The following is a 23106-nucleotide window of genomic DNA, read 5'->3' as shown; positions in this document are numbered from 1 at the left end:
ACGCCCCCGGAAACGATGACAAACGCGTTCCTGTCGGCCACATCGGCGAAACAGAACGGTGACAAATCCTGGGTGTGCTTGACCCATGGATCTCTACGACGTCCGCGACTACCGGGTCGCCACCGAGCGCGGCGATCTCGCCCTCGCCCCGGGCGAGGTGTTCGTGGCCGGCGGCACCTGGATGTTCTCCGAGCCGCAACCGGGCGTCACCGGACTGGTCGACGTCACCGGCCTGGGGTGGCCGCTGTTCGAGGACCTCGACGACGGACTGCGCATCGCCGCCACGTGCACCGTCGCCGAGCTCGTCGCGCTCCCGCTCCGCCCGGAGTGGCCCGCCCAGCGGCTCTTCGCCGACTGCGCGAACGCGCTCCTCGCGTCGTTCAAGATCTGGCACACCGCGACCGTCGGCGGGAACGTCTGCCGTTCCTTCGCCGCGGCGTCGATGGTCTCGCTGGCCGTCGCCCTGGACGGGGTCGCCCTGATCTGGACGCCCGACGGCGGTGAGCGCCGGGTGCCGGTGGCCGACCTGGTCACCGGCAACGGACTGAACGACCTCGCCCCGGGGGAGGTGCTCCGCGCCCTCGACCTGCCGGGGTACGCGCTGCGGGCCCGGACCGGGTTCCGCAAGATCGCGCTGGCCCAGCTGGGCCGCTCGGGTGCGGTGGTGACCGGCCGCCGCGACGTCGACGGCACGACGACCTTCGGCGTCACCGCGGCCACCACCGCACCGCGGGTGCTGCGCTACCCGGCTCCGCCCGAGGACGGCGTGCTGCGGGCCGACGTCGCCGCCCTCGACGGCTACTACACCGACCCGCTCGGCGCGGCCGACTGGCGCCGGGGCGTGGCCGGGGTGCTCGCGGCGGAGATCCTCGACGAGCTGACCGGCGGCGATCTGCTGGACGGGGCCGCGTGATGGACCTCGTCGTGAACTCCGAACCGGTCGACGCGCAGCCGCGACCCGGGCAGTGCCTGCGTACCCTGCTGCGTGAACACGGGCACTTCGAGGTGAAGAAGGGCTGCGACGCCGGCGACTGCGGCGCGTGCGGCGTCCTGGTGGACGGTGTGCCGGTCCACTCGTGCATCTACCCGGCCGTGCGGGCGCAGGGCCGCGAGGTGACCACGGTGAGCGGCCTCGGCACCCCCGACGCGCTGCATCCCATGCAGGCGGCCTTCGCCGACGGCTTCGCGTTCCAGTGCGGATTCTGCACCGCGGGCATGATCGTGACGGCCTCGACGCTCACCACCGACGACGTCGACGACCTCGACCGCAAGATGAAGGGCAACCTCTGCCGCTGCACGGGCTACCGGCCGATCCGGGAGGCGATCCGCGGGGCGGTCTCGGCGGAGCCGTCGATCGAGCTGAACCGAGATCTCGACCGGCGCGAGAAGACGCCCGACTGGCAGGGAGTCGGCTGCTCCCTGCGGCCGCTCGCCGCGACCCGGGTCGTCACCGGCACCGAGCCGTACACCTTCGACGTCGCCCCGGAAGGCCTCCTGCACGTCAAGGTCCTCGGGTCGCCGCACGCCCACGCCCGCATCGTCTCGATCGACACCTCCGCCGCCGAGGCGATGGACGGCGTCGAACTGGTGTTGACGCACGAGAACGTGCACACCCCGCGGTTCTCCACCGCCCGCCACGAGTTCCGCACCGACGACCCCGACGACACCCTGGTCTTCGACTCGGTGGTCCGGTTCCGCGGGCAGCGCGTCGCGGCGGTGATCGCCGTCGACCCCGGGACCGCGGAACTGGCGACGCGCCGCATCGACGTCGTCTACGAGCCCCTCGACGCCGTGTACGACCCCGAACAGGCCCGGAGCCCCGGCGCGCCCCCGATCCATCCCGATCTGGGAGAGGCCGAGCGGGTCGCCGATGCGCAGCGCAACGTGATCGCGGCCCTGCACGACGGTTACGGCGGCGACGTCGAGCAGGCGCTCGCGGCGTCGGCGGCGACCGTCGAAGGGGAGTGGCGCACCTCGCGCGTCTCCCACGCGCAGCTCGAGACGCACGGCACCCTGGGCTGGATCGCCGACGACGGCCGCCTGACGCTGCGCAGCAGCACGCAGGTGCCGTTCCTGGTCCGCGACGAGCTCGCCTACCTCCTCGGCCTGGACAAGGAGTCGATCCGGGTGTTCACCGCGCGGGTCGGCGGCGGTTTCGGCGGCAAACAGGAACTGCTCACCGAAGACCTGGTGGCCCTCGCGGTGCTGCGCACCGGCAAGCCCGTCGCCTACGAGATGACCCGCACCGAGGAGCTGACCCGCACCACCCACCGGCACCCGTTCCGGGTGCGGGTCCGCCTCGGGGCCGACTGCGACGGCGTCCTCACGGCCATGCACGTGGACGTGCTCACCGACGCCGGCGCCTACGGCAACCACTCGCCGGGCGTGATGTTCCACGGCTGCGCCGAATCGGTGTCGGTGTACCGCTGCCCGGTGCGGCGGGTCGACGCCGAGACCGTCTACACCAACAATCCGCCGTCGGGCGCGTTCCGCGGCTACGGCCTCGGCCAGGTGATCTTCGCCGTCGAATCGGCGATGGACCAGCTCGCCCTCGACCTCGGCATCGACCCGTACACGCTGCGCCGTCGCAACATGGTCGACGACGGCGACCCGCTGCTCATCGCGCACCCCGAACCCGAGGAGGACCTGCTCTACGGCAGCTACGGCCTGGATCAGTGCCTGGACGCGGTGGAGCGGGGGCTCGCCGACACGGCCGGGGACGTCCCGGCCGAATACCGGGCCGACCGCTGGCGGGTGGGCGAGGGCATCGCGCTCTCGGCCATCGCCACCATGGCCCCGCGCGGACACTTCGCCCGCGCCACCGTCCGCGTCGACGACGACGGCATCTACTCGATCGGAGTGGGCACCGCCGAATTCGGCAACGGGACGACGACGGTGCACGTCCAGCTCGTGGCCACCGCGCTGAACACCGCACCCGACCGGATCCGCCTGCACCACGGCGACACCAATGCCGCGCCGTACGACACCGGGGCCTTCGCCTCGGCGGGCACCACGGTCGCGGGCAAGGCGGTGCACGCCGCGGCCGTGCGTCTCAAGGAACTCCTGCTGGCGGCCGCGGTCGCCCTGACCGGCGACCCCGCCCCCGAACTGCGGTCCGACGGCGTCCACACCCGCGACGGCGTGCTCGGATTCGGGCGCCTGCGGACGGCGGTCGGCGTCGAACACCGCGACAATGCGCACGTCGTCGCCGAGGGCTCCGAGGACGGAGCCTTCCGGTCGATCGCCTTCAACGTGCAGGGCTTCCGCGTCGCCGTCGACACCGAGACCGGCACCGTGCGCATCCTCGACTCGATCCACGGCGCCGACGCCGGGACCGTGGTGAACCCCGCGCAGTGCCGCGGCCAGATCGAGGGCGGGGTGGCGCAGGGCATCGGTTCGGCGCTCTACGAGGAGATCATGCTCGACGGCGCCGGACGCGTGGTGACGCCCGTCCTGCGCACCTACCGGATGCCGCAGACCGCCGACGTCCCCGACACCGCGGTGATCTTCGCGCGGACGCACGACGACCTCGGGCCGTTCGGCGCCAAGTCGATGAGCGAGTCCCCGTACAACCCCGTCGCCCCGGCGCTGGCCAACGCGATCACGCGGGCGCTGGGCACCCGGCCGTACGAACTCCCGATGTCCCGCGACCGGATCTGGCGCCTGGCCCGGACGCTCCGGGGCACCGGCACCCCGCCCGACCCGACCGCACCACCCGACCCGACGGTCACCCCCGATCCGGCGCACCCGCCCGAATCGGCACCCCCTCCCCGGCACCGTCCGACGATGCAGAACAACGAAGGAGCTCAGGCATGAGTACAGCGGAAGCGGCGACGACCCCGCCGCGTATCGATCCGGTCGACGAGGTGCCACCGGTACCCAGACTCCTGACCTACGGATTCCAGCACGTGGCCGCGTTCTACGCGGGCGCGGTGATCGTGCCGATCATCATCGGCGGCGCGCTCGGCGTCTCCGGCGCCGACATGATCAAACTGATCCAGGCCGATCTGCTCACCTGCGGCATCGCCTCGCTGCTGCAGGCCGTCGGCATCAAGATCGGCCGGTTCCGGATCGGCGTGCAGCTGCCGCTGCTGCAGGGTGTCGCCTTCGCCGGCGTCGCCCCGCTCATCGCGATCGGCTTCGACCACGGCGGCGGATCGGCGGCGCTGCCGTTCATCTTCGGCGCGGTGATCGTCTCCGGCATCCTCTTCTTCCTGCTCGCGCCGTACATCGCGAAGATCGTCCGGTTCTTCCCGCCGGTCGTCACCGGCACGGTGCTCACGATCATCGGCGTGACGCTCATGCCGGTGGCCGCCAACCACGCCATCGGCGGCCAGCTGGGGCTGCCCGGCTTCGACTGGTCGTACCCGGTGATGGGTGCCTCCGAAGGCGGGCACGGCGATCCGTCGAGCTCGATCAACTTCTACTTCGCGATCGGCACGATCATCACGATCCTGGTGCTGCAGCGCTTCTTCACGGGCTTCCTGGCGACCATCGCCGTGCTGCTCGGCCTGGTCGGCGGATCGGTGGTCTGGTTCCTCACCCAGGACACCGACTTCACCCCGGTGAAGGAGGCCGGCTGGTTCTGGTTCTCCACCCCGTTCCACTTCGGCATGCCGCAGGTGACGCTCTCCGGCGTGATCCTGGTGCTCCTGGTCATGACCATCACCGCCGTCGAGACCATCGGCAGCCTGTACGCCGTCGGCGAGATCGTCGACCGGCGCGTCGCGCAGGACGACGTCGCGGCGGCGCTGCGGGCCGACGGCGTCTCGACGACCATCGGCGGCAGCATGGGCTCGTTCCCGTACACCTGCTTCTCGGAGAACATCGGCCTGGTCCGCGTCACCGGTGTCAAGAGCCGCTGGATCGTGGCGACGGCCGCGGTCTTCATGATCGTCCTCGGCCTGTTCCCGAAGGCCGCGGCCGTGGTCTCGCTGATCCCGGAACCGGTCCTGGGCGGTTCGGCCCTGATGCTGTTCGCCGCCGTCGCCGTGGTCGGCATCCAGCTGCTCGGCGGCGTCGACTTCAACGATCACCGCAACCTGATCGTCGCCGGCACCGGCATCGCCGTCGGCATGTACGTGATGGCCTTCCCGGGCGTCACCCAGGCGGTGCCGTCGTGGCTCGAGTGGTACTTCTCGGGCGGTATCGCGGCCGGCGCGTTCACGACGATCCTGCTGAACCTGGTCTTCTTCCACATCGGCCGCGATCGCGGCCCCGCGGTCACCACCGGCAGCGACGGCGACCTGATCCACCTCGACGAGATCAACGAGATGAGCCGGGAGGAGTTCGGCGACACCTTCGCCGCTGTGGTCCAGGGCCAGGACTGGGCGCTGGACGTGGTCTACGGGCTGCGGCCGTTCGCCTCGCCGATGGCCCTCGGCGAGGCGTTCCAGGACGCCCTGCTCACGGCGACCAACGACGAGCAGGACGCGCTGATCGACTCGTACGCTGACTTCGGTTCGGACGATCCGGACGAGCAGGCCGAGGCCATGGCCAGCATCGATCCGCTGTTCGGGCAGCCCTCGTACACCGAGCACGACGAGCTGATCGAGGTGGCCAAGGCGCATCGCGAGAAGTTCGGCTTCCCGCTGATCATCTCCGAACGCGACGAAGCGAGCTATGCGCAGATGCTCGGCTCGTACTGGGCGCGGATGGACAACTCGGTCGCCGCCGAACGCCAGGAGACGCTGATCGAGATCTCCAAGATCTTCAACCATCGATTCAACAAGCTGGTCGCCGACGCGAACCCGATCTCGACGGCCCGGTTCCAGCGTTTCACGGAGGTCGGACGATGACGACGAGGCTCGGGGGCACCAGGCCCGCGACGAAGAACGAGGATGCCCGCTGGCTCGGCGTGGCGATCGATCTGGCGACCGAGAGCGTCGCCGAGGGCGGTGGGCCGTTCGGCGCGTTGGTCGTCCGTCACGGCGTCGCGGTGGCGGTGGGGCAGAACCGGGTGACCCGGGACAACGATCCGACTGCGCACGCCGAGGTGACCGCGATCCGGTCGGCGTGCCAGGTGATCGGCGGCTTCTCGCTCGCCGGGCACACGCTGTACACGTCGTGCGAGCCGTGCCCGCTGTGCCTGTCGGCGGCGCTGTGGGCGCGCCTGGACCGCGTCGTCTTCGCGGCCGACCGGGAGGACGCGGCGCGCGGCGGCTTCGACGACCGCGAGTTCTACGAGCTGTTCGCGCGGCCGCGCTCGGAGTGGCAGATGGTGATCGACCCGATCCGCCCGGCCAACGCCTTCGCGCCGTTCGCGGCCTGGAACGCCGAGGTGGACCGTGTCCGATACTGATCGAGTGCGGCGCCTGCTGCGGGTGATCGCCGACGACGTCGTCCCGCTCACCCGGGACGGCGTGGCCGCGGGCAACAAGCTCTTCGGCGCGGCGATCGTCCGGAAGGACGATCTGTCCACGGTGGTTGCGGCGACCAACGACGAGACCGCCAATCCGCTCTGGCACGGCGAGATCCACGCGATCAAGAAGTTCTACGAGCTGACCGACCGGCCCGCGCCCGCGGACTGTCTGCTGCTGGCGACGCACGAACCGTGCTCGCTGTGCCTGTCGGGGATCGCGTGGGCGGGGTTCAACGAGTTCGCGTACCTGTTCAGCCATCGGGACTCGGCCGAGAGCTTCGCGATCCCTTACGACATCGCGATCCTCCGCGAGGTGTACGCGGTGCCCGACCCCGATCGGGCGGCGCCGGCGCCGGACCGGGACCTGTACAACCGGGAGAACGCGTTCTTCGCCTCCACCGATCTGCGTCCCGCGGCGCAGGAGGCCGCCCCGGAGCTGCTGGCCGAACTGGAGGAGACCTACGCCGAGCTCTCGGCCGTCTACCAGCGGAGCAAGGGCTCCGGGAACATCGCGTTGGCCTGACATGCGTGAACGACTCGCCGAACTCGAACACTGGTGGACCTCCGGGAGACCGGCGGCCCTGGCCACGGTGGTCGCCACCTCGGCGTCGGCGCCGCTCCCGGTGGGGTCGGTGATGGCCGTCGGCCCGCGCGGGGAGGTGATCGGGTCGGTCTCCGGCGGCTGCGTGGAGGCGGCGGTCTACGCCGAGTGCGTCGACGCGATGAGCACCGGCCGCCCCGCGCTGATGCACTACGGCTTCAGCGACGACGACGCCCTCGCTGCGGGCTTGACCTGCGGCGGCACGCTCGACGTCCTGGTCACCAGGTTCGACGGCGAGCGGTTCCCCGGCTTCGGGGAACTGGTCGGACTGATCGCCGCGGACGTCCCGGTCGCGGTGGTGACGGTGCTCGACGGCGAGCCGGACGCGGCCGGGGCCGAGATCGGTGCCCGGATGGTGGTCGCAGAAGACAGCAGCCGGGAGAGCCGAAGCCGGGGGAGCACCGGGTCGGCGGAGGTGGACGCGGCGATCTTCACGGCCCTCCCCGCGCTGCTCGCGGCGGGGGAGAGCGGGGTGCACACCCTTCCGGCCGGGAGGGGGTGCGCGGCCGGGACCGTGCGGGTGTTCACGCAGGTCTTCGTGCCGCGTCGTCGTCTGATCGTGTTCGGGGCCACCGACTTCGCCGTCGCGCTCACCGCCGCGGGCGCCTTCCTCGGGTACCGGGTCACGCTGTGCAATGCGCGGCCGGTGTTCGCCGCGCCGGACCGGTTCCCGGCCGCCGACGAGGTGGTCCGCCGCTGGCCGCACGAGTACTTCGCCGACGAGCTCGCCGCCGGCCGGATCAATGCGCGGACCGCGGTCTGCGTGCTCACCCACGACGAGCGCTTCGATCGGCCGCTGCTGACGCTGGCCCTGGAGTCGGGGGCGGCGGGCTACCTCGGCGCGATGGGGTCGCGCCGCACCCACGAGCGCAGGCTCGCCGACCTGCGCGAGGACGGCGTCTCCGAGGAGGCGCTGGTCCGGCTGCACAGCCCGATCGGACTCGACCTGCAGGCGCGGACCCCGCAGGAGACCGCGGTCTCGATCGTCGCGGAGATCCTCGCCGACCGGGGCGGGGGCACCGGGCGCCCGCTCGCCGCGGTGCCGGGCGCGATTCACTCCGCGGGCGGGAGGTCCACGTCGACGCCGGAGGCGAGGTCGCCGCATTCGACGGCGCGGACGGTGGTCGAGGCGAGATAGCCGCGGGCGCCCCGGTCGCCGGTGGCGCTCGCCGCGGCCGGTCCCACGTGACGGCGGCCGAACAGCACCGGATGGCCGGGCACGCCGTCGTAGACCGCGCGGGCGAGCGCCTCGGGTCCGGCGTGGGCCAGGAGCCGTCGTACCACGTCCGGGCCCACGTCGGGCAGGTCGACCGAATGCACGACGACGACCTCGCCCGTCGTCGCGGCCAGTCCGGCGCGCAGCGACGCGCTCATCCCGTCGGCCCAGTCCGCGGTCTTGACCACCCCGACGCCGGCGGGCACCAGGGGCCGGGCCCGGTCGGCCGCGGCGCCCAGGACCACGGTCACCCGATCGCAGCCACCCGCGGTGAGCGCCTCGATCGCACCGGTCAGCGCGCCCGGGACGAGGGCCTTGGGGAGGCCGCGTCGTCGACCCGCTCCGGCGGCCAGCAGCAGTCCCTCAATGCGCACGGTGGCCGACCCTACGCCGCCGCGGCCCGGTGCGTCGGTGTCGCGGGTAGCATGGAGCCGGTGCGTCCACCGCCGCCGGACGGCTGCGGCAGAAGGACGGCGAGGTCGCTCCGGAGGCGCAGATCGCCGAGACTTTGATCGAAGAAGCCGTGCGCATCGCCGAGGAATCGGGAGAGACTGGAAGCGGCGCCCCGGTCGTGATGGTCGGCTGACCGTGACTCGAAGCGTCGTCGACGTCATCGCGGGGACCGCGATGACCAGCGAATCGAGGAGGGACCGTGCTCGGACTGGTGCGTGATCGGCCGCTGGGTGCACGCAATGCCGAAGCCGTGGGACGGGCGCTCGACGCCGATCCGGTGGCCGGATGCATGATCGCGTCGCGGATCGAGGCCTACGGGCTCACCCCGCGTTTCCTGGGCGGCGAACTGTGGACGGCGTCCCGGCCGGAGGACTCGCTGTGCTTCTCCGGCGCCAACCTGATGCCGCTGGCGGCCACCGAGGAACAACTCGACCACTTCGCCGGTCGGGCCCTCTCGAATGCCTCGGCAGTGCACCTCGGTGGTCGGCCCCGACCACCTGGCGATGAGCCTGTGGGGCCGCGTCGAAGGGGAGTGGGGGCCGCCCCGGGAGATCCGCGCCGTCCAGCCGCTGCTGGCGCTCGACGGATTCCCCGCCGTGCCGATCGACCCCGAGGTGCGCCTGGTGACCGGCGCCGACCTCGACGTCTACTTCCCGGCGGCCGTCGAGATGTTCATCGGCGAGGTGGGCGTCGACCCGTGCGCCGGCGACGGCGGCCGGGCCTACCGTCGTCGGCTCGCGTCGCTGATCTCGGCGCGCCGGGTCTTCGCGAAGTTCGACGGTCCGCGCGTCGTCTTCAAGGCCGAGGTGGGCTCGCTGTCGCGGCGCGTCGGCCAGATCCAGGGGGTGTGGACCGATCCGGAGTATCGCGGCCGGGGCCACGCCACCGGGGGGACCGCCGCGGTCTGTGCGGCCCTCGCCCGGCAGGGCCGGATCGCCAGCCTGTACGTGAACGAGTTCAACGTCGCCGCCCGCGAGACCTATCGCAAGGTCGGTTTCGGGCAGGTCGGCACGTTCGCGACCGTGCTCATCGACTGACCGGACGACTCGACGGCCGCGGCGCGCCGGGCCGTCCGCACGGCCGGGTCCACTAAGCTCGCCGACGATGGTTCTTTCAGGGGCGAGCGGTGCGCGGGACGGCCGGCACCGCGCACGGTGGCGGGCACCGGTGGCGGCGATGACGCTGATCCTGCTGTTCCCGCTGGTCGCGTGCTCCACCGAGGACCACGGTCCGCGCAGCGTCGCCGAGGACTTCCTGCGACGTTTCGCCGCCCGCGACTTCGCGGCGGCCGCGGCGCTGACCACCAATGCGGCGCTCGCCGAACCGCTGCTGGGCGCGGCGTGGTCGGGACTCGACGCGAAAGGGCTCGACCCGCGCGCCGGCCGCCTGCGCGTCGACAACGACATCGCCGAGATCGACGTCGTCTACGCCTGGTCGCTGCCCGGTCGTCGCGAGTGGAGCTACCCGGCGACGCTGACGATGGGGCGCAGCGACACCGGGTGGTCGGTGCGCTGGGCGTCGACCAACGTCCACCCGGAACTCGGCGCCGACCAGCGTCTGCAACTCGACACGTTCGCGCCGCCGCGCGCGGCGATCATCGAATCGGACGGCAGCGAGGTGATGGGCGACGGCACCGTGACCGCCCTGAGCTTCGACGCGCGCGCGGCCGCCGCGCAGGGCTCGGTGGTCGACTCGGCGGCGCGGCTGGTGGAGACCGTCGGCCCGCTGATCCCGGGCCTGACCGTGCAGGGGATCGCCGAGCGGGCCACCGCGGCGCCCGGACCGCTGCCGATCGGGCGGATCTCCGGACCCGAGTACGACAGGCTGCGCGACCGGCTCGCGATCCCCGGCGTGATCGCCGCCGGGCAGGCGGTGCTCCAGCCGCGCGATCCGCGGTTCGCGCGGGCGGTGCTGAACCAGGTGAAGAACCGGGTGGGCGACGAGATCAGCGGCACGTCGGGCTGGCGGGTGTCGGTGATCAACCCGAACGGCGTGGTGGCCGACGTGCTCGCCGACCACACCGCGACACCGGCCCCGGCGGTCCGGCTGACCCTCTCGCGGTCGGTCCAGGACGCGGCGCAACGCGCGGTGGACGTGGTGGGCAGGCAGGCGATGATGGTCGTCCTGCAGGCCTCGACGGGCAAGATCCTGGCCGTCGCACAGAACCCGGCGGCCGACCGCGGCGGCCTGCTGGCCACCACGGGCGCCTACCCGCCCGGTTCGACGTTCAAGATCGTCACCTCGACGGCGGCGCTGCACGCGGACATGACCAGACCGGACGCCGTCGTGCCCTGCCCGGGGGAGATGCAGATCGGCTCGCGTCTGGTGCCCAACTACAACGGTTTCTCGCTCGGCCAGGTGCCGCTGTGGCGTGCCTTCGCCGACTCCTGCAACACGACCTTCGCCGATCTCGCATCCCGGATGGGTGCCTCGGATCTGCCGCACGCGGCCGCGGCGATGGGGCTGGGGCCGCGGTACGACATCGCCGGGATCGACTCGAAGTCCGGTTCGGTGCCGATCGAACCCGACCTGGTGCAGCGCGCCGAGGACGGGTTCGGGCAGGGCCGGGTTCTCGCGAGTCCGCTCGGCATGGCGCTGGTGGCGGCCACCGCGGCGACCGGCCGGACACCGGTGCCGGTGCTGATCAACGGGCGGGCGACCGGCGTCGTCGGGCCGCGCCCCACCCTGGCGCCGGAGCTGTACGAGCAGATCCGGCCGATGATGCGGGCGGTGGTGACCGAGGGCACCGCCAGGTCGGTCGCCGGTGCCGGGCCGGTCTTCGGCAAGACCGGCGAGGCGGAGACGGCGGGCGGTTCGCACGCCTGGTTCGCCGGCTTCCGCGGCGACCTCGCCTTCGCGACGCTGATCGTGCTGGGCGGCGACTCCGACAACGCGGTGCGTGTGACCCGGGACTTCTTCAACCTGCTCCCGCCCGGCCACGGGTGAGGCCCCGCCCGGGGACGTCGAGGGCGGGAGGGCCCGGGGTCAGGAGTGGTGGGGGGTCAGGAGCGGTCGGGGGTGACGATCAGCTCGCCGGTGTCCGGGTGGCGCACCAGGGACACCGGGTGGTCGTAGGTGCGGCCGAGCAGTTCGGCCGTCATCACCTCGTCGACGGCGCCCGCCGCCGGGATCCGGCCGTCCTTCATCAGCACCACCTGGTCGGCGTAGGCCGCCGCCAGCGAGAGGTCGTGCACGACGAGCACCACCGTGGTGCCCGCCTGCGCCCGCTGCCGCAGGATCCGCAGCGTCTGCTCGGTGTGCCCGATGTCCAGGGCCGCGGTGGGCTCGTCGAGGAGCAGCACCGGGGTGTCCTGGGCGAGGGCCCGGGCCAGGGAGACGCGCGCCTGCTGACCGCCGGACAGCTGGGGGAACGGGCGCTCGACCAGCTCGCCGATCCCGCAGGCCTCGATCGCGGCATCGACGATCACCGCGGTGCGCGCCGCCTCTGGGGTGCGCAGCCACGGGTAGCGGCCGAGTTCGACCACCTCGCGCACGGTGAACGGGGTGTCGACCCGGTTCTGCTGGGTCACCAGCGCGCGGTGCCGAGCCAGTTCGCGGGTCGGGATCGACGCCAGGGGCCGATCGCCGAGGCGGACCGATCCCGCGTGCGGGGTGCGGACCCCGGCGAGCACCGAGAGCAGCGTCGACTTGCCGCAGCCGTTCGGTCCCACCAGGGTCAGGATCTCGCCGGGACGGGCCGTCAGGCCGACCCCGTGCAGGACGGGGCGGCCGCCGAGGCGCACCTCGACGTCGTGGGCGTGCAGCTCCGATCCGGTCGCGTGCATGGTCACCATCCGGTCTTCGCGGTCCGGCGCAGCAGGACGAAGAACACCGGGCCGCCGATCAGCGACGTGAGCATGCCCAGCGGCAGTTCGCCGTCGGTCAGGGTGCGGGCGGCCAGGTCGGCGACGCCGACGAACAGCGCGCCGCCGATCACCGACGCCGGGAGCAGCACCCGGTGGCGCGGACCCACCAGGAGCCGCATGATGTGCGGCACGATCAGGCCGACGAACATCACGATGCCGGTGAACGCCACCGCACCGGCGGTCAGGACGGCCACCAGGATGATCACCTGGCGGCGGACCACCTCGACGTTCACGCCGAGCGCCGCGGCCTGGAGGTCGCCGAGGGCCAGCAGATCGAGTTTGTTCACCAGGACCGTCGCGGCGGCCAGGGACGCGACGACCAGCGGCGCCACCACCTGGACGTGCGACCAGGTGACCGCGCCGGCGAGCGAGCCGAGCTGCCAGAAGACGATCTGCTCGCGGGTGGCGGTCGAGGCGACGGTGGTCAGGTAGGCGATGATCCCCAGCGCGAAGGCGTTCACCGCGATCCCGGTGAGCACGATCATCACCGTCGAGGTCCCGCCGTCGCGCATGCTGAGCACGTACACCGCGAAGGTGGTCGCCAGCCCGGCCAGGGCGGCCGCCACGGCCACCGCCCAGCCGTCGGCGCCGCCGTCGCTGAGCACGAACATCAGGCACGCGCCCACCGCGGCGCCCGACGAGACGCCGACGATGCCGGGTTCGGCGAGCGGATTGGCCAGCACCCCCTGCATGAGACAGCCCGCGGCGCCGAGCGCCGTGCCGACCAGCAGACCCAGCACGATCCGCGGGAACCGGGACACCCAGAGCGCGTTCTCGCCCTCCTGGGAGGGGAGCGGACCGAGGTTCAGATGCCAGTGGTGGGCCAGCGACCCGAGCACCTCGGACGGGGGGACGTGCAGCTGGCCGGTGCCCGCCGAATACACGACGACGACGCCGAGCAGCACCAGCGAGCCCAGCAGGACCCAGTACGCCCGACCGCCGCGGAGACGGTTCTTCGTCGTCATCGATAGATCGCCTCGCCCAGCGACCGCAGGACCAGACCGGTGTCCGGGCCGAACGCGAGGATCTCGGTCTCCTCCATCGCGATGATCCGTCTGGCGCGGCCCGCGCCGGTCCCGGCGACGGCGGGCAGCGCGGCCACGCCGTCGAGGCCGCCGACCGACTCGGCGCCCTGGGTCATCACCAGGATCACGTCCGGGTCGGCGCGCATCAGGGACTCGGTGCTGACCATGGTGAAGGCCGCGGTGAGCCCGGCCTCGGTCCCGGCGTCCTTGCCGCCGAGCCCGGCGATCAGGTCGTCGGCGCCGGAACCGGGTCCGGCGAGCAGGATCAGCCGGTCGCCGCGGATGTAGAGGAAGGCCATCGTGGGATCGCCGGTGGGATCGGGCAGCGACCTGCGGGCGGCGTCGATCTGGCCCTGCGTGCGGGCGACCAGTCGTTCGCCGGCGGCCTGCGCGCCGAGGGCCTTCGCGACGTCGCGGATCAGCGCGGGCGTGCCCGCGATGCTGCGGTCGCCGGTGAACTCCGCGACGTCGAGTCCGGCGGCACGGAGCTGGTCGAGGATCCCGGCCGGAGTCGAGTCCCGGGCCGCGAGCACGACGGTGGGCCGCTGGGCGAGCACCTTCTCGACGTTGATCGCATGGCCGGGATCGGTCACCACCGGGAGACCGGCGGCCGCGGGGAAGGTGGTGGAGCCGCCCACCGCGACCACCTTCGGTCCGAGGCCGAGCGCGAAGACCGTCGCCCCCAGGGTGCCGTTGCGGTCGATCGCGATGATGCGGTCCGCGCGCGGCGACGCCTGCGGAGCGGTCTCGACGGGGACCGGATCGTCGTTCGGCAGGTCGGCCACCCGGGGGCCGTCGCGCAAATGCGCGGTGGCCGGATCGTCGATCGCGCCGACGTCGAGCGGGGCCGTGGTGCATCCGGTCAGGACGGCGACGGCCGCGACCAGCCAGGCGACGAGCAGCCCGAGCGACGCCCGGGAACGACGACGGGGCGGGCGCGGCAGCGGCACGAGGCGATCCTTCCCGGCAGGGGTGATTGAGGCATACCTTACCGGGCGGTCGGGGCGTGACCGGAACGGCCCGGAACCCCGAAGGACCGGGTCCGTAGACTGGATGCCCATGACCGTTCGTGCACCGCTGACCCCCGGAATCGTCTCGCCCACGCTGCCGGTTCCCGACTCCGTCGCCCGCCCCGAGTACGCGTGGAAAGACACCGTGAACGAGGGCCACGAACCCTGGGTGCAGACGCCGGAGACCATCGAGAAGATGCGGGTCGCGGGCCGGATCGCGGCCAATGCGCTGGCCGAGGCCGGGCGCGCGGTGGCACCGGGGGTGACCACCGACGAACTGGACCGGATCGCCCACGAGTACATGATCGACCACGGCGCCTACCCGTCGACGCTGGGCTACAAGGGTTTCCCGAAGTCGTGCTGCACCTCGCTCAACGAGGTGATCTGCCACGGCATCCCGGATTCGACGGTGATCCAGGACGGCGACATCGTGAACATCGACGTCACCGCCTACATCGACGGCGTGCACGGCGACACCAACGCGACCTTCCTCGCCGGTGACGTCTCCCAGGAGCACCGCGACCTGGTGGAGCGGACCCGGATCGCGACGGACCGGGCGATCAAGGCGGTGAAGCCGGGCCGCGCGCTCAGCGTGATCGGCCGGGTGATCGAGGCGTACGCGAACCGGTTCGGCTACCGGGTGGTCCGCGACTTCACCGGGCACGGGATCGGGGAGACCTTCCACAACGGTCTGGTCGTACTGCACTACGACCAGCCGGCCGTCGACACGATCATCGAGCCCGGCATGGTCTTCACCATCGAGCCGATGATCAACCTGGGCGGCCTCGACTGGGAGCAGTGGGACGACGACTGGACCGTGGTGACCGCGGACCGGAAGTGGACGGCCCAGTTCGAGCACACGCTGGTGGTGACCGAGACCGGCGCCGAGATCCTGACGCTCCCGGACGCCTGACCCGGGCCGGACGCCCCGCCGCCCGGCCGAGAATCGACTGCCCGGCCGAGGGCTCAGTCGAACGAGTCGCCGACGCAGAGCGTGGAGACGGTGGTCCCGGATTGCCCGGTGGCGCGTCGTGCATCGGCTTCGGCCCGGGCCCTCGCCGTCGACCGGTCGCGGCCGCGGGCGAGGAAGTAGGCGTGGTCCGACTCGGCCCCGCCGCGCGCGACGGCGCCGCAGCCGTCGGTGAAGGTGGCGTGACCCCAGGACGAGGTGTAGCCGTACTCGGCCGCCCTGCCCAGCAGGGTCTCCTTGCTCGCATGGTTCTTGAATCGGATGACGCGGCCCCGCGGACTCACCACGAAGCCCCAGACCTTCGCGGTGGACGCGGCGACGGCGCTCGGGGCGGCGGACCGATCGCGGAGCGCGGTGCTGCTCGAGGTGGTCGGGGCTCCGCGGGTCGAGCTCTCGTCCCGGTCGGCCAGCAGCACCGCGCCGATGATCACGGCGAGGCCGATGAGGATCGCGATCACCGCGAGGACGGTCGTCGTGGTCGACGACCTCGCCTTCGGCGCCGGATAGGGCATCGGGTACGGCTGCGACTGTCCGAGGTGGTGCGTCGGCGCCTGGTGGACGGGGTGGTGGGACGCCTGCCCGAACGCCCCGGAGTGCGCGGCGGGACGGGGAGCGGCGGGGTTCGGGGCGGCCGGGTGCGACGGTGTGACCTGGTGGGGCACCGGGCGTTGCGGCGGTGCCGAGGCGGCGGAGACGGAGGTGGGCGGCGCCACCAGCGTCTGCTTGCGGGTGTGCGGGTCGCCGCCGGAGGCGAGCGCGGTCGCGAAGGCCCGGCACGACGGGTAGCGCCCGTTCGGATTCTTGGCGAGGGCGCGCGCGAACACCGGGTCGAGCCCGGACAGGGACGGGGCGAACCGGCTGATCGGCGGCGGCGGTTCGGAGAGCTGGGCGTGCATCAGGGCGGCGGTGGTGAGGCCCTGGAACGGCGGTCTGCCGGTCAGGAGCGTGTAGGCGGTGCACGCCAGGGAGTACTGGTCGGCGGCGGGGATGTCGCGCCGGCCGTCGACGCTCTCCGGCGCCGCATAGCTCAGGGTGCCGACGAACGAGCCCGCGGCGGTCATCGAGGTGGCGCCGGCCAACCGCGCGATCCCGAAGTCGAGGATCGTCACGCGGTCGACGTCGTCGTTCGCCGCGTCGCGGCGCACCAGGATGTTGGCGGGTTTGATGTCCCGGTGGACCACGCCGCGCGTGTGCGCGTAGTCGAGCGCGGCGGCGGCCTGGTCCACGATCGCGAGGACGTCGCGGTAGGGCAGCGGCCCGGCGCGGTCGAGGTCGGAGCCCTCCAGGTACTGCATGGTGAACCAGGGCATGGCCTCGGCAATGCCGTGGTGGTAGACGGTGACGATGCCCGGGTGGTCGAGCTTGGCCATGGTGCGCGCCTCGGCGGAGAACCGGGCGGCGAAATCGCCCGACGAGTCCACCGAGAGCACCTTGAGCGCTTCCCGCCGGTCCAGGTTCGGGTTGGTGACCAGGTAGACGCTGCCCATGCCGCCGCGCCCGAGCAGGGACAGCACCTCGTAGCCGGCGAAGGTGCCGCCGGGTTGCGGCATGGCCATCGACGTTCCCCCTCCAGCCGGTCTGCGGTGCCGCGGGCTGCGGCTTTCGCCTGATCGTAGTCCGCGTGGCCGGGCGGTCCACTCCGCAGGGCCGCGCGGTGGCCAGACCCGGGGCGGCGCCGGGGAGCCGGGGCGGGGATAGGGTGAGGTCTGTGACGGCGATCCGCGGAGCCCTGCTGGTCGGCGGGACGTCGAGCGATGCGGGCAAGAGCCTGATCGTCGCCGGTCTCTGCCGGTCGCTTCGTCGTCGAGGCGTGTCGGTGGCGCCGTTCAAGGCGCAGAACATGTCGAACAACTCGGCGGTCACGCTCGACGGCGGGGAGATCGGCCGCGCCCAGGCGCTCCAGGCCGCGGCGTGCGGGCTGGCACCGGACACCCGCTTCAATCCGGTGCTGCTGAAACCGGGCGGCGACCGGCGTTCGCAGGTGGTCGTGCGCGGCCGGGCGGTCGGTGACGTCGGCGCCCGGGACTACCAGACCTGGCGGGCCCGGCTCGCCGACGTCGTGCACGACGAGCTGGCCGCGCTGCGGGCCGAGTTCGACGTGGTGATCGTCGAGGGCGCCGGATCGATCGCCGAGATCAATCTGCGCGCCGGCGATCTGGCGAACCTCGGCCTGGCGCGCCGGGCTGGCCTGCCGGTGCTCGTCGTCGCCGACATCGACCGCGGCGGTGCGCTCGCCGGGCTGTACGGCACCACGGCGGTGCTCGACCCGGACGATCAGGCGCTGGTCGCGGGCTATGTGATCAACAAGTTCCGCGGCGACCCGGCGATCCTCGCCCCCGGCCTGGACATGCTGCGCGAGCGCACCGGTCGGCCGACGCTCGGCGTGCTGCCGTTCAGCCCGGACGTGTGGATCGACGCCGAGGACTCCCTGGCCAGCGCGGTGGGCCGCCGGGTGGGCGTCCCGCGTCTCGCCGCGGAACGGATGACCGTCGCCGCGCTCCGCCTGCCGCGCATCTCCAACGGCACCGACGTGGAGGCGCTGGCCTGCGAACCGGGGGTGACGGTCACCTGGGTGGACGATCCCGGTGCGCTCGCGGCGGCCGACCTGGTGGTGATCCCGGGCACCCGGGCCACCGTCGACGACCTGGCCTGGCTCCGCGGGCGCGGCCTCGACCGGGTCCTGGTCGAGCGCGCGGCGCGCGGCCGCCCGATCCTGGGCATCTGCGGCGGCTTCCAGCTGCTCGGGCGCCGGATCGTCGACGACGTCGAGTCCGGGGCGGGCGCCGTCGACGGACTCGGGCTGCTCGACGTCGACGTCGTCTTCCACCCGGACAAGACGCTGCGGCGTTTCGCCGGGCACGGTGGACCGGATCCGGTGTCCGGCTACGAGATCCATCACGGCCGGGTGGTCCGGCAGAGCGGCGAGCGCTGGCTGCACGACGACGAGAACGGCCCGGAGGGGGCGCGGAGCGGCGTCGTCTACGGCACCCACTGTCACGGACTCCTGGAGAGCGACGACTTCCGTCGCGCCTTCCTGACCGAGGTCGCCGCCGCGGCGGGGGTGCGGGGTTTCGCCCCCGAACCGGGCCTGTCGGTGGCCGCGGTCCGGGAGGCGCAACTGGATCTGCTGGCCGATCTCGTCGACGAACATCTCGATGCGGCCGCCGTGCACCGGTTGATCACAGACGGGCCACCGAGGCTCCCCAGCGTTCTAAGCTCGTTGTCGTGGAGTCCGAACACCTGAAGATCGAACACAAGGGCCTGACCTTCGACGTGCATCGAAGCGGGCCCGCCCGCGGACCGTGGGTGGTGTTGCTGCACGGATTCCCGACGACGTCGTACTGCTGGAAGGACGTGATCCCGCGCGTGCACGACGCCGGGCTGCGCACCCTGACCATCGATCAGCGCGGCTACAGCCCCGGCGCGCGGCCCGACGCCGTCGAGGACTACCGGCTGGAGCTGCTGGTCGACGACGTCGTGGGGGTCCTCGGACACCTCAACATCGCGTACTCGATGCTCGTCGGACACGACTGGGGCGGGATCGTCGCCTGGCATCTGGCGGCCGGGCACCCGGACCGGTTCACCGGCCTGGTGGCGGTGAGCACCGGGCATCCGTCGGCGATGGCGGCGGCGCTCGCCGAGAGCGACGATCAGCGGCGGCGCTCGTCCTACATCAAGGCCTTCATGGCCGAGGGATCGGAGGAGAAGCTCACCGCCCGCGAGGGCGTGCTGCTGCGTCGTGCCGGGGTGAGCGCCGAAGAACTCACGCCCTTCCTGGCGCCGGCGACCAGCTCGGTCACCGGCGAGCCGGTGAACGCGCTCACCGGTCCGCTGAACTGGTACCGCGCGAACTTCGGCGGCGACGTCGCCGAGACGCTGGCCTGCCCGCCGGTGGAGATCCCGACCACCATGCTGTGGAGCGACGGCGACGCCGCGCTGGGCCGCGCGCAGGCCGAGGGCAGCAGCCGGTTCGTGTACTCGGACTACCGGTTCTCCGAGGTCCGCGACGTCGACCACTGGGTGCCGGAGAAGGCGCCGGAGGCGGTCGCAAGCGAGATCGCCCTGCGTTCGACGATGTACTGACCGGCCGTTCGGGGCCCGGGCCGGAGCGGGTAGCGTCGACGGCCATGCCCCCTACCGAACGCATCGAGGCCGTCGTGTTCGACGTCGGCGAGACCCTGATCGACGAATCCCGGATCTGGTTGCGCTGGGCCGAGCGCCTGGGCGTCACACCGCTGACCTTCCTGGGCGCCATCGGCGCGTGCGCGGCTGCCGGGCAGGAGGTCGGGGCGGCGTTCGAGCTGGTCCGCCCCGGATTCGACGTCCCCGCCGAGGACGCCGCGTGGGCGCTCGAGGACCCCGACGGCCTGCGCAGCGGGTTCGACGCCGACGACCTCTACCCCGACGTGCGACCCGCCCTGGCCGCGCTCGCCGCCCGCGGTCTGCGCCTGGTGATCGCCGGGAACCAGCCGCCCGCGGCGCTCGACGCGTTGCGCGCGATGGCTCTGCCCGTCGACGAGATCCGCAACTCGGCCGAGCTCGGCGTCGAGAAGCCCGACCCCGGGTTCTTCGCCGCGGCGGCCGAACTGGCCGGGGTCGCGCCGGAGGCGATCGCCTACGTCGGCGACCGCACCGACAACGACGTGCTCCCGGCCGCCGACGCCGGCATGCGCCCGATCCTGATCCGGCGCGGCCCCTGGGGCCACCTGCACGCGACCCGCCCGGAGGCGGCCCGCGCGACGATCATCGACTCGCTCCTGGAGCTGCCGGACCTCCTCTGAGCGCTTCCGCCGGTCGAGCGCCGCCCTCTCGTCGGTCGAGTCCTTCTCGTCGGTCGATCGCCCCCTTCTCGTTGGTCGAGCGGAGTCGAGACCCCTCGGAGAGGCTTCGACCCCCGCTCGTCACTGCGTTCCTCACGAGGCTCAGCCGTCGGAGGGAACACCGTCACCCCGGGGCCCGGGTCGTCGGCTGAGCCCGACGCAGGAACGCAGTGACGGAGTCGGTGTCGAAGCCCCTCGCACAGCGCGAGGGGCGCTCAGTCCAGATCCAGGCCCAGCAGGGCGTTCTCCAACACCTCGGGGAGCGCCGGGTGGATCCAGTACTGGCCGCGGGCCATGTCCCGGACGCCCAGCCCGAAGCTCATCGCCTGAATCACCGGCTGGATGATCGACGACGCCTGCGCGCCCAGCAGGTGCGCGCCCAGCAGCCGGCCGGTGGCCCGGTCGGCGATCAGCTTGCAGAACCCGACGGAGTCCTCCATCGCCCAGCCGTAGGCGACGTCGCCGTAGGCCTGCACCTTCACCGCGACGTCGTGACCGGCCTCGCGGGCCTGCTCCTCGGTGAGCCCGACGGTGGCGATCTGCGGGTGCGTGAACACCGCGGCGGGCACGGCGTCGTGCATGAACGACACCAGGTCGTCGGCGTCCCAGCCCTTGACCAGGTTCTCCTGCACGGTGCGCTGCTCCTGGTTCGCCACGTGCTTGAGCTGGTACGGCGAGGAGACGTCGCCCAGGGCCCACACGCCGCGCGCCGGGGTGCGGCCGTGCGCGTCGACCGGCACGCGGCCGTCGTCGGTGAGCTTCAGGCCGATGGTGTCCAGACCGAGGCGGTCGCCGTTCGGGACGCGTCCGGTCGCGACGAGGAGGACGTCGACGTCGAGCACGTCGCCGTCGCTCAGGACGAGGCGGATCGCCCCGTCGTCGAGTTCGCAGACCTCCGCGCACGTCTGGTTCAGCACGATGTTCCACTGTTCGGCGGCGACGGCGGTGAACCGCGAACTGATGTCGGAGTCCATCTTGCGCAGCAGCGCGGGGCCGCGGGCGATCACCGTCACCTCGGTGCCGAGCGCGGAGAAGACGTGCGCGAACTCGGCGGCGATGTAGCCGCTGCCCACGATCGCCATCCGCTTCGGGAGTTCGGGGAGCCGCATCACGTCGTCGTTGGTGTGGTAGCGGACGCCGGACTCGGCGATCGGCGCCGGGATCTGCGGCCGGGCGCCCGCGGCGATCACCACCTCGGCGGCCAGCACGGTGTCGCCGTCGGCGGTCACCAGCCGGTAGCGTCCGGTGTCGTCGTCGCGGCCGTCGAACACCACGTGCGAGCGGTAGACGGTGATGTTGTCGCAGTCCTCGACGCGGTAGCGTTCGCCGCCGGCGGAGATCGGGTCGATGCGGTCGAACACCCGCGACACCAGTTCCGGCCAACGGGCGCCGTCGAAGGCGGCGTCGACGTCGTACCGACCGGCCTCGCGCACCTGCGCGGCGACGTCGGCGGCGTAGACGAACATCTTGGTGGGGATGCAGCCGACGTTCAGGCAGGTGCCGCCGTAGACGCCTTCTTCGAAGAGCGCGATCGACGTCTGCTCGAAGCGCTCGTCGGGGATCGAGTTGCCGCTGCCCGAACCGATGATCGCCAGGGCGACCTGCTGCGCGGTGCTCACCGGTCGCTCCCGGCGGTCTCGTCGACGTCGATCTCGAAGCTCAACCACTCGTCGACGACGTCGTAGGCGCGTGCGCGGACCGCCTCTTTGGACAGGAACACGTCGTGCCGGGCGTCGGGCACCGCCACCGACAGCACCCGCGAACCCAGCGACGACGACCACTTGGCCATGTGTCGCACGTCCAGCACGCAGTCGGCGGTGTCCACCGCGATGTCGTACGAGGCGGTGAAGCGGGTCTTGTCGGAGCGGAGCGAGAGCACCGGCACCCCGACCTCGAGGCCCTTGTGCAGCCGCAACTGGCCCTGCCGGACCGCGTTGAGCCAGCCGAAGGTCACCGGGAAGCCGCTGACCGGCTTGCAGCGCAGGTCGTAGGTCCATTCGCCGTTGGCCTCGGTGTGCAGACTCTCGCCGTACGCGGAGGAGAGTTCGCGGGGGACCTCGGCCTTGGGCCGGATCCGGGCCCCGGCGGCCAGCACCCCGGCGACCACCGGGGTGCGCAGCACGGCCTCGCCCTGCAGGTCCAGCCACGGGCTGTTCAGCAGCAGGCCCGCCACGTGCGCGTGCCGGGCCGGATCGGTCTCCCGCAGCCGATCCAGCCACAGCGCGGTGATCAGGCCGCCGGTGGAGTGCCCGGCGACGACGATGCGCGGCGCGCCGCCGGCGGCCGCGACCTCCTCGGCGACGACGTCCAGGGCCGCGCCCAGCTCCTCGTCGTAGGTCGCGAGATCGGTGGTGAAGTGCGGGGTGTGGTGGTCGGCCAGCGAACGTCCGCATTTACGCAGGTCCAGGGCGAAGAACAGATAGCCGCGGTCGTGGAAGAAGGCGGCCATCTCCTCCTGGAAGAAGTAGTCGGTGAAGCCGTGCACGTAGAGCACCGCGCCGCGGGGCGCACCGGCGGAGGCCCCCGGCTTGCGGACGAGCGTGGCATTGATCGGATCCTCGCCGTCCCGATCCGCGGCGAGCGGGACGGTCAGGAGCTCGTAGCGGTCCAGGAAGTGGTCCGGACGCCACTGCCGGGGGGGTCGATGCGTCGAAGAGGATTCTGGGGAGGTCACGGGACCTAAGCTTAGAGCGGCGCGGTTCCTGTCGTGCATCCCACAAATGACGGTGTCGATTCGGGAACGGCTCCGGCCATGGTGGACAATGACGTTCACATTCGGACTCC

The 23106-nt window shown here is 72.4% G+C and carries 18 protein-coding genes and 1 pseudogene; 12 read left to right on the top strand and 7 right to left on the bottom strand.

The window, feature by feature from the left end:
- Positions 1–85 precede the first annotated feature (85 nt).
- From QM809_RS15735 to QM809_RS15710, 6 genes are read left to right on the top strand one after another with little or no spacing between them, the layout of a single operon-like run.
- Positions 86–913, top strand: coding sequence for an FAD binding domain-containing protein (locus tag QM809_RS15735; RefSeq protein WP_415046656.1), 828 nt, complete (start codon positions 86–88; stop codon positions 911–913).
- Complete coding sequence (locus QM809_RS15730) at positions 913–3816, top strand: molybdopterin-dependent oxidoreductase (protein ID WP_415047117.1); 2904 nt, start codon at positions 913–915, stop codon at positions 3814–3816. The genes QM809_RS15735 and QM809_RS15730 overlap by 1 nt, the downstream gene beginning before the upstream one ends.
- Positions 3813–5798 carry a solute carrier family 23 protein gene (locus QM809_RS15725; protein WP_415046655.1) on the top strand — a complete coding sequence of 662 codons (1986 nt, stop codon included), beginning with the start codon at positions 3813–3815 and terminating at the stop codon, positions 5796–5798. Before QM809_RS15730 ends, QM809_RS15725 begins: the two co-directional genes overlap by 4 nt.
- Complete coding sequence (locus QM809_RS15720) at positions 5795–6301, top strand: nucleoside deaminase (protein WP_415046654.1); 507 nt, start codon at positions 5795–5797, stop codon at positions 6299–6301. Before QM809_RS15725 ends, QM809_RS15720 begins: the two co-directional genes overlap by 4 nt.
- Complete coding sequence (locus QM809_RS15715; protein WP_415046652.1) at positions 6288–6884, top strand: nucleoside deaminase; 597 nt, start codon at positions 6288–6290, stop codon at positions 6882–6884. The genes QM809_RS15720 and QM809_RS15715 overlap by 14 nt, the downstream gene beginning before the upstream one ends.
- A gap of 1 nt (position 6885) precedes the next feature.
- Positions 6886–8100 carry an XdhC family protein gene (locus QM809_RS15710; RefSeq protein ID WP_415046651.1) on the top strand — a complete coding sequence of 405 codons (1215 nt, stop codon included), beginning with the start codon at positions 6886–6888 and terminating at the stop codon, positions 8098–8100.
- Here QM809_RS15710 and QM809_RS15705 read toward each other — a convergent pair.
- Positions 8016–8552 (bottom strand): nucleotidyltransferase family protein, encoded by a 537-nt coding sequence (locus tag QM809_RS15705; protein ID WP_415046650.1) that lies wholly within the window; start codon positions 8550–8552, stop codon positions 8016–8018. The genes QM809_RS15710 and QM809_RS15705 overlap by 85 nt on opposite strands.
- A 278-nt stretch (positions 8553–8830) precedes the next feature.
- Here QM809_RS15705 and QM809_RS15700 point away from each other — a divergent pair.
- Positions 8831–9668, top strand: a pseudogene (locus tag QM809_RS15700) (GNAT family N-acetyltransferase).
- A gap of 67 nt (positions 9669–9735) precedes the next feature.
- Positions 9736–11577, top strand: a complete 1842-nt coding sequence (locus QM809_RS15695; protein WP_415046649.1) for a penicillin-binding transpeptidase domain-containing protein — start codon at positions 9736–9738, stop codon at positions 11575–11577.
- A 56-nt stretch (positions 11578–11633) separates the two neighbouring features.
- On the opposite strand, the gene QM809_RS15690 is transcribed toward QM809_RS15695, so the two are convergent.
- The 3 genes from QM809_RS15690 to QM809_RS15680 are packed head-to-tail and all read right to left on the bottom strand — an operon-like array spanning position 11634 to position 14472.
- Positions 11634–12425, bottom strand: a complete 792-nt coding sequence (locus QM809_RS15690) for a heme ABC transporter ATP-binding protein (protein ID WP_415046648.1) — start codon at positions 12423–12425, stop codon at positions 11634–11636.
- Positions 12419–13462: a FecCD family ABC transporter permease gene (locus QM809_RS15685; RefSeq protein WP_415046647.1), complete on the bottom strand. Its 1044-nt coding sequence runs from the start codon at positions 13460–13462 to the stop codon at positions 12419–12421. The genes QM809_RS15690 and QM809_RS15685 overlap by 7 nt, the downstream gene beginning before the upstream one ends.
- Positions 13459–14472 carry a heme/hemin ABC transporter substrate-binding protein gene (locus tag QM809_RS15680; RefSeq protein ID WP_415046646.1) on the bottom strand — a complete coding sequence of 338 codons (1014 nt, stop codon included), beginning with the start codon at positions 14470–14472 and terminating at the stop codon, positions 13459–13461. Before QM809_RS15680 ends, QM809_RS15685 begins: the two co-directional genes overlap by 4 nt.
- A 109-nt stretch (positions 14473–14581) precedes the next feature.
- Between QM809_RS15680 and map the strand changes: the two genes are divergently transcribed.
- The gene (gene map, locus QM809_RS15675) at positions 14582–15445 is read left to right on the top strand and encodes a type I methionyl aminopeptidase (RefSeq protein WP_415046645.1); all 864 of its coding nucleotides are present in this window, start codon (positions 14582–14584) and stop codon (positions 15443–15445) included.
- 53 nt (positions 15446–15498) lie between these two features.
- Here the strand turns inward: map and QM809_RS15670 are convergent, their stop codons facing one another.
- Positions 15499–17058, bottom strand: a complete 1560-nt coding sequence (locus QM809_RS15670; RefSeq protein ID WP_415046644.1) for a serine/threonine-protein kinase — start codon at positions 17056–17058, stop codon at positions 15499–15501.
- Positions 17059–17210: 152 nt separating this feature from the next.
- On the opposite strand from QM809_RS15670, the gene QM809_RS15665 reads away from it, so the two are divergent.
- The 3 genes from QM809_RS15665 to QM809_RS15655 are packed head-to-tail and all read left to right on the top strand — an operon-like array spanning position 17211 to position 20283.
- Positions 17211–18746 carry a cobyric acid synthase gene (locus tag QM809_RS15665; RefSeq protein WP_415046643.1) on the top strand — a complete coding sequence of 512 codons (1536 nt, stop codon included), beginning with the start codon at positions 17211–17213 and terminating at the stop codon, positions 18744–18746.
- Positions 18728–19585, top strand: coding sequence for an alpha/beta fold hydrolase (locus QM809_RS15660; protein ID WP_415046642.1), 858 nt, complete (start codon positions 18728–18730; stop codon positions 19583–19585). Before QM809_RS15665 ends, QM809_RS15660 begins: the two co-directional genes overlap by 19 nt.
- 44 nt (positions 19586–19629) lie before the next feature.
- On the top strand, positions 19630–20283 hold the full coding sequence (locus tag QM809_RS15655) for an HAD family hydrolase (RefSeq protein ID WP_415046641.1): 654 nt from the start codon (positions 19630–19632) through the stop codon (positions 20281–20283).
- 254 nt (positions 20284–20537) lie between these two features.
- Here QM809_RS15655 and mtr read toward each other — a convergent pair whose 3' ends face one another.
- Positions 20538–21941, bottom strand: a complete 1404-nt coding sequence (gene mtr / locus QM809_RS15650) for a mycothione reductase (RefSeq protein WP_415046640.1) — start codon at positions 21939–21941, stop codon at positions 20538–20540.
- Positions 21938–22996, bottom strand: a complete 1059-nt coding sequence (locus tag QM809_RS15645; RefSeq protein WP_415046639.1) for an alpha/beta hydrolase — start codon at positions 22994–22996, stop codon at positions 21938–21940. Before QM809_RS15645 ends, mtr begins: the two co-directional genes overlap by 4 nt.
- Positions 22997–23106: the final 110 nt, after the last annotated feature.

It is taken from the genome of Gordonia sp. (in: high G+C Gram-positive bacteria), from assembly GCF_047600385.1.
Taxonomy (GTDB): Bacteria; Actinomycetota; Actinomycetes; order Mycobacteriales; family Mycobacteriaceae; genus Gordonia.
The sequence above is the reverse complement of the archived record's forward strand: the minus strand, read 5'-3'. Positions and strand labels throughout refer to the sequence as shown.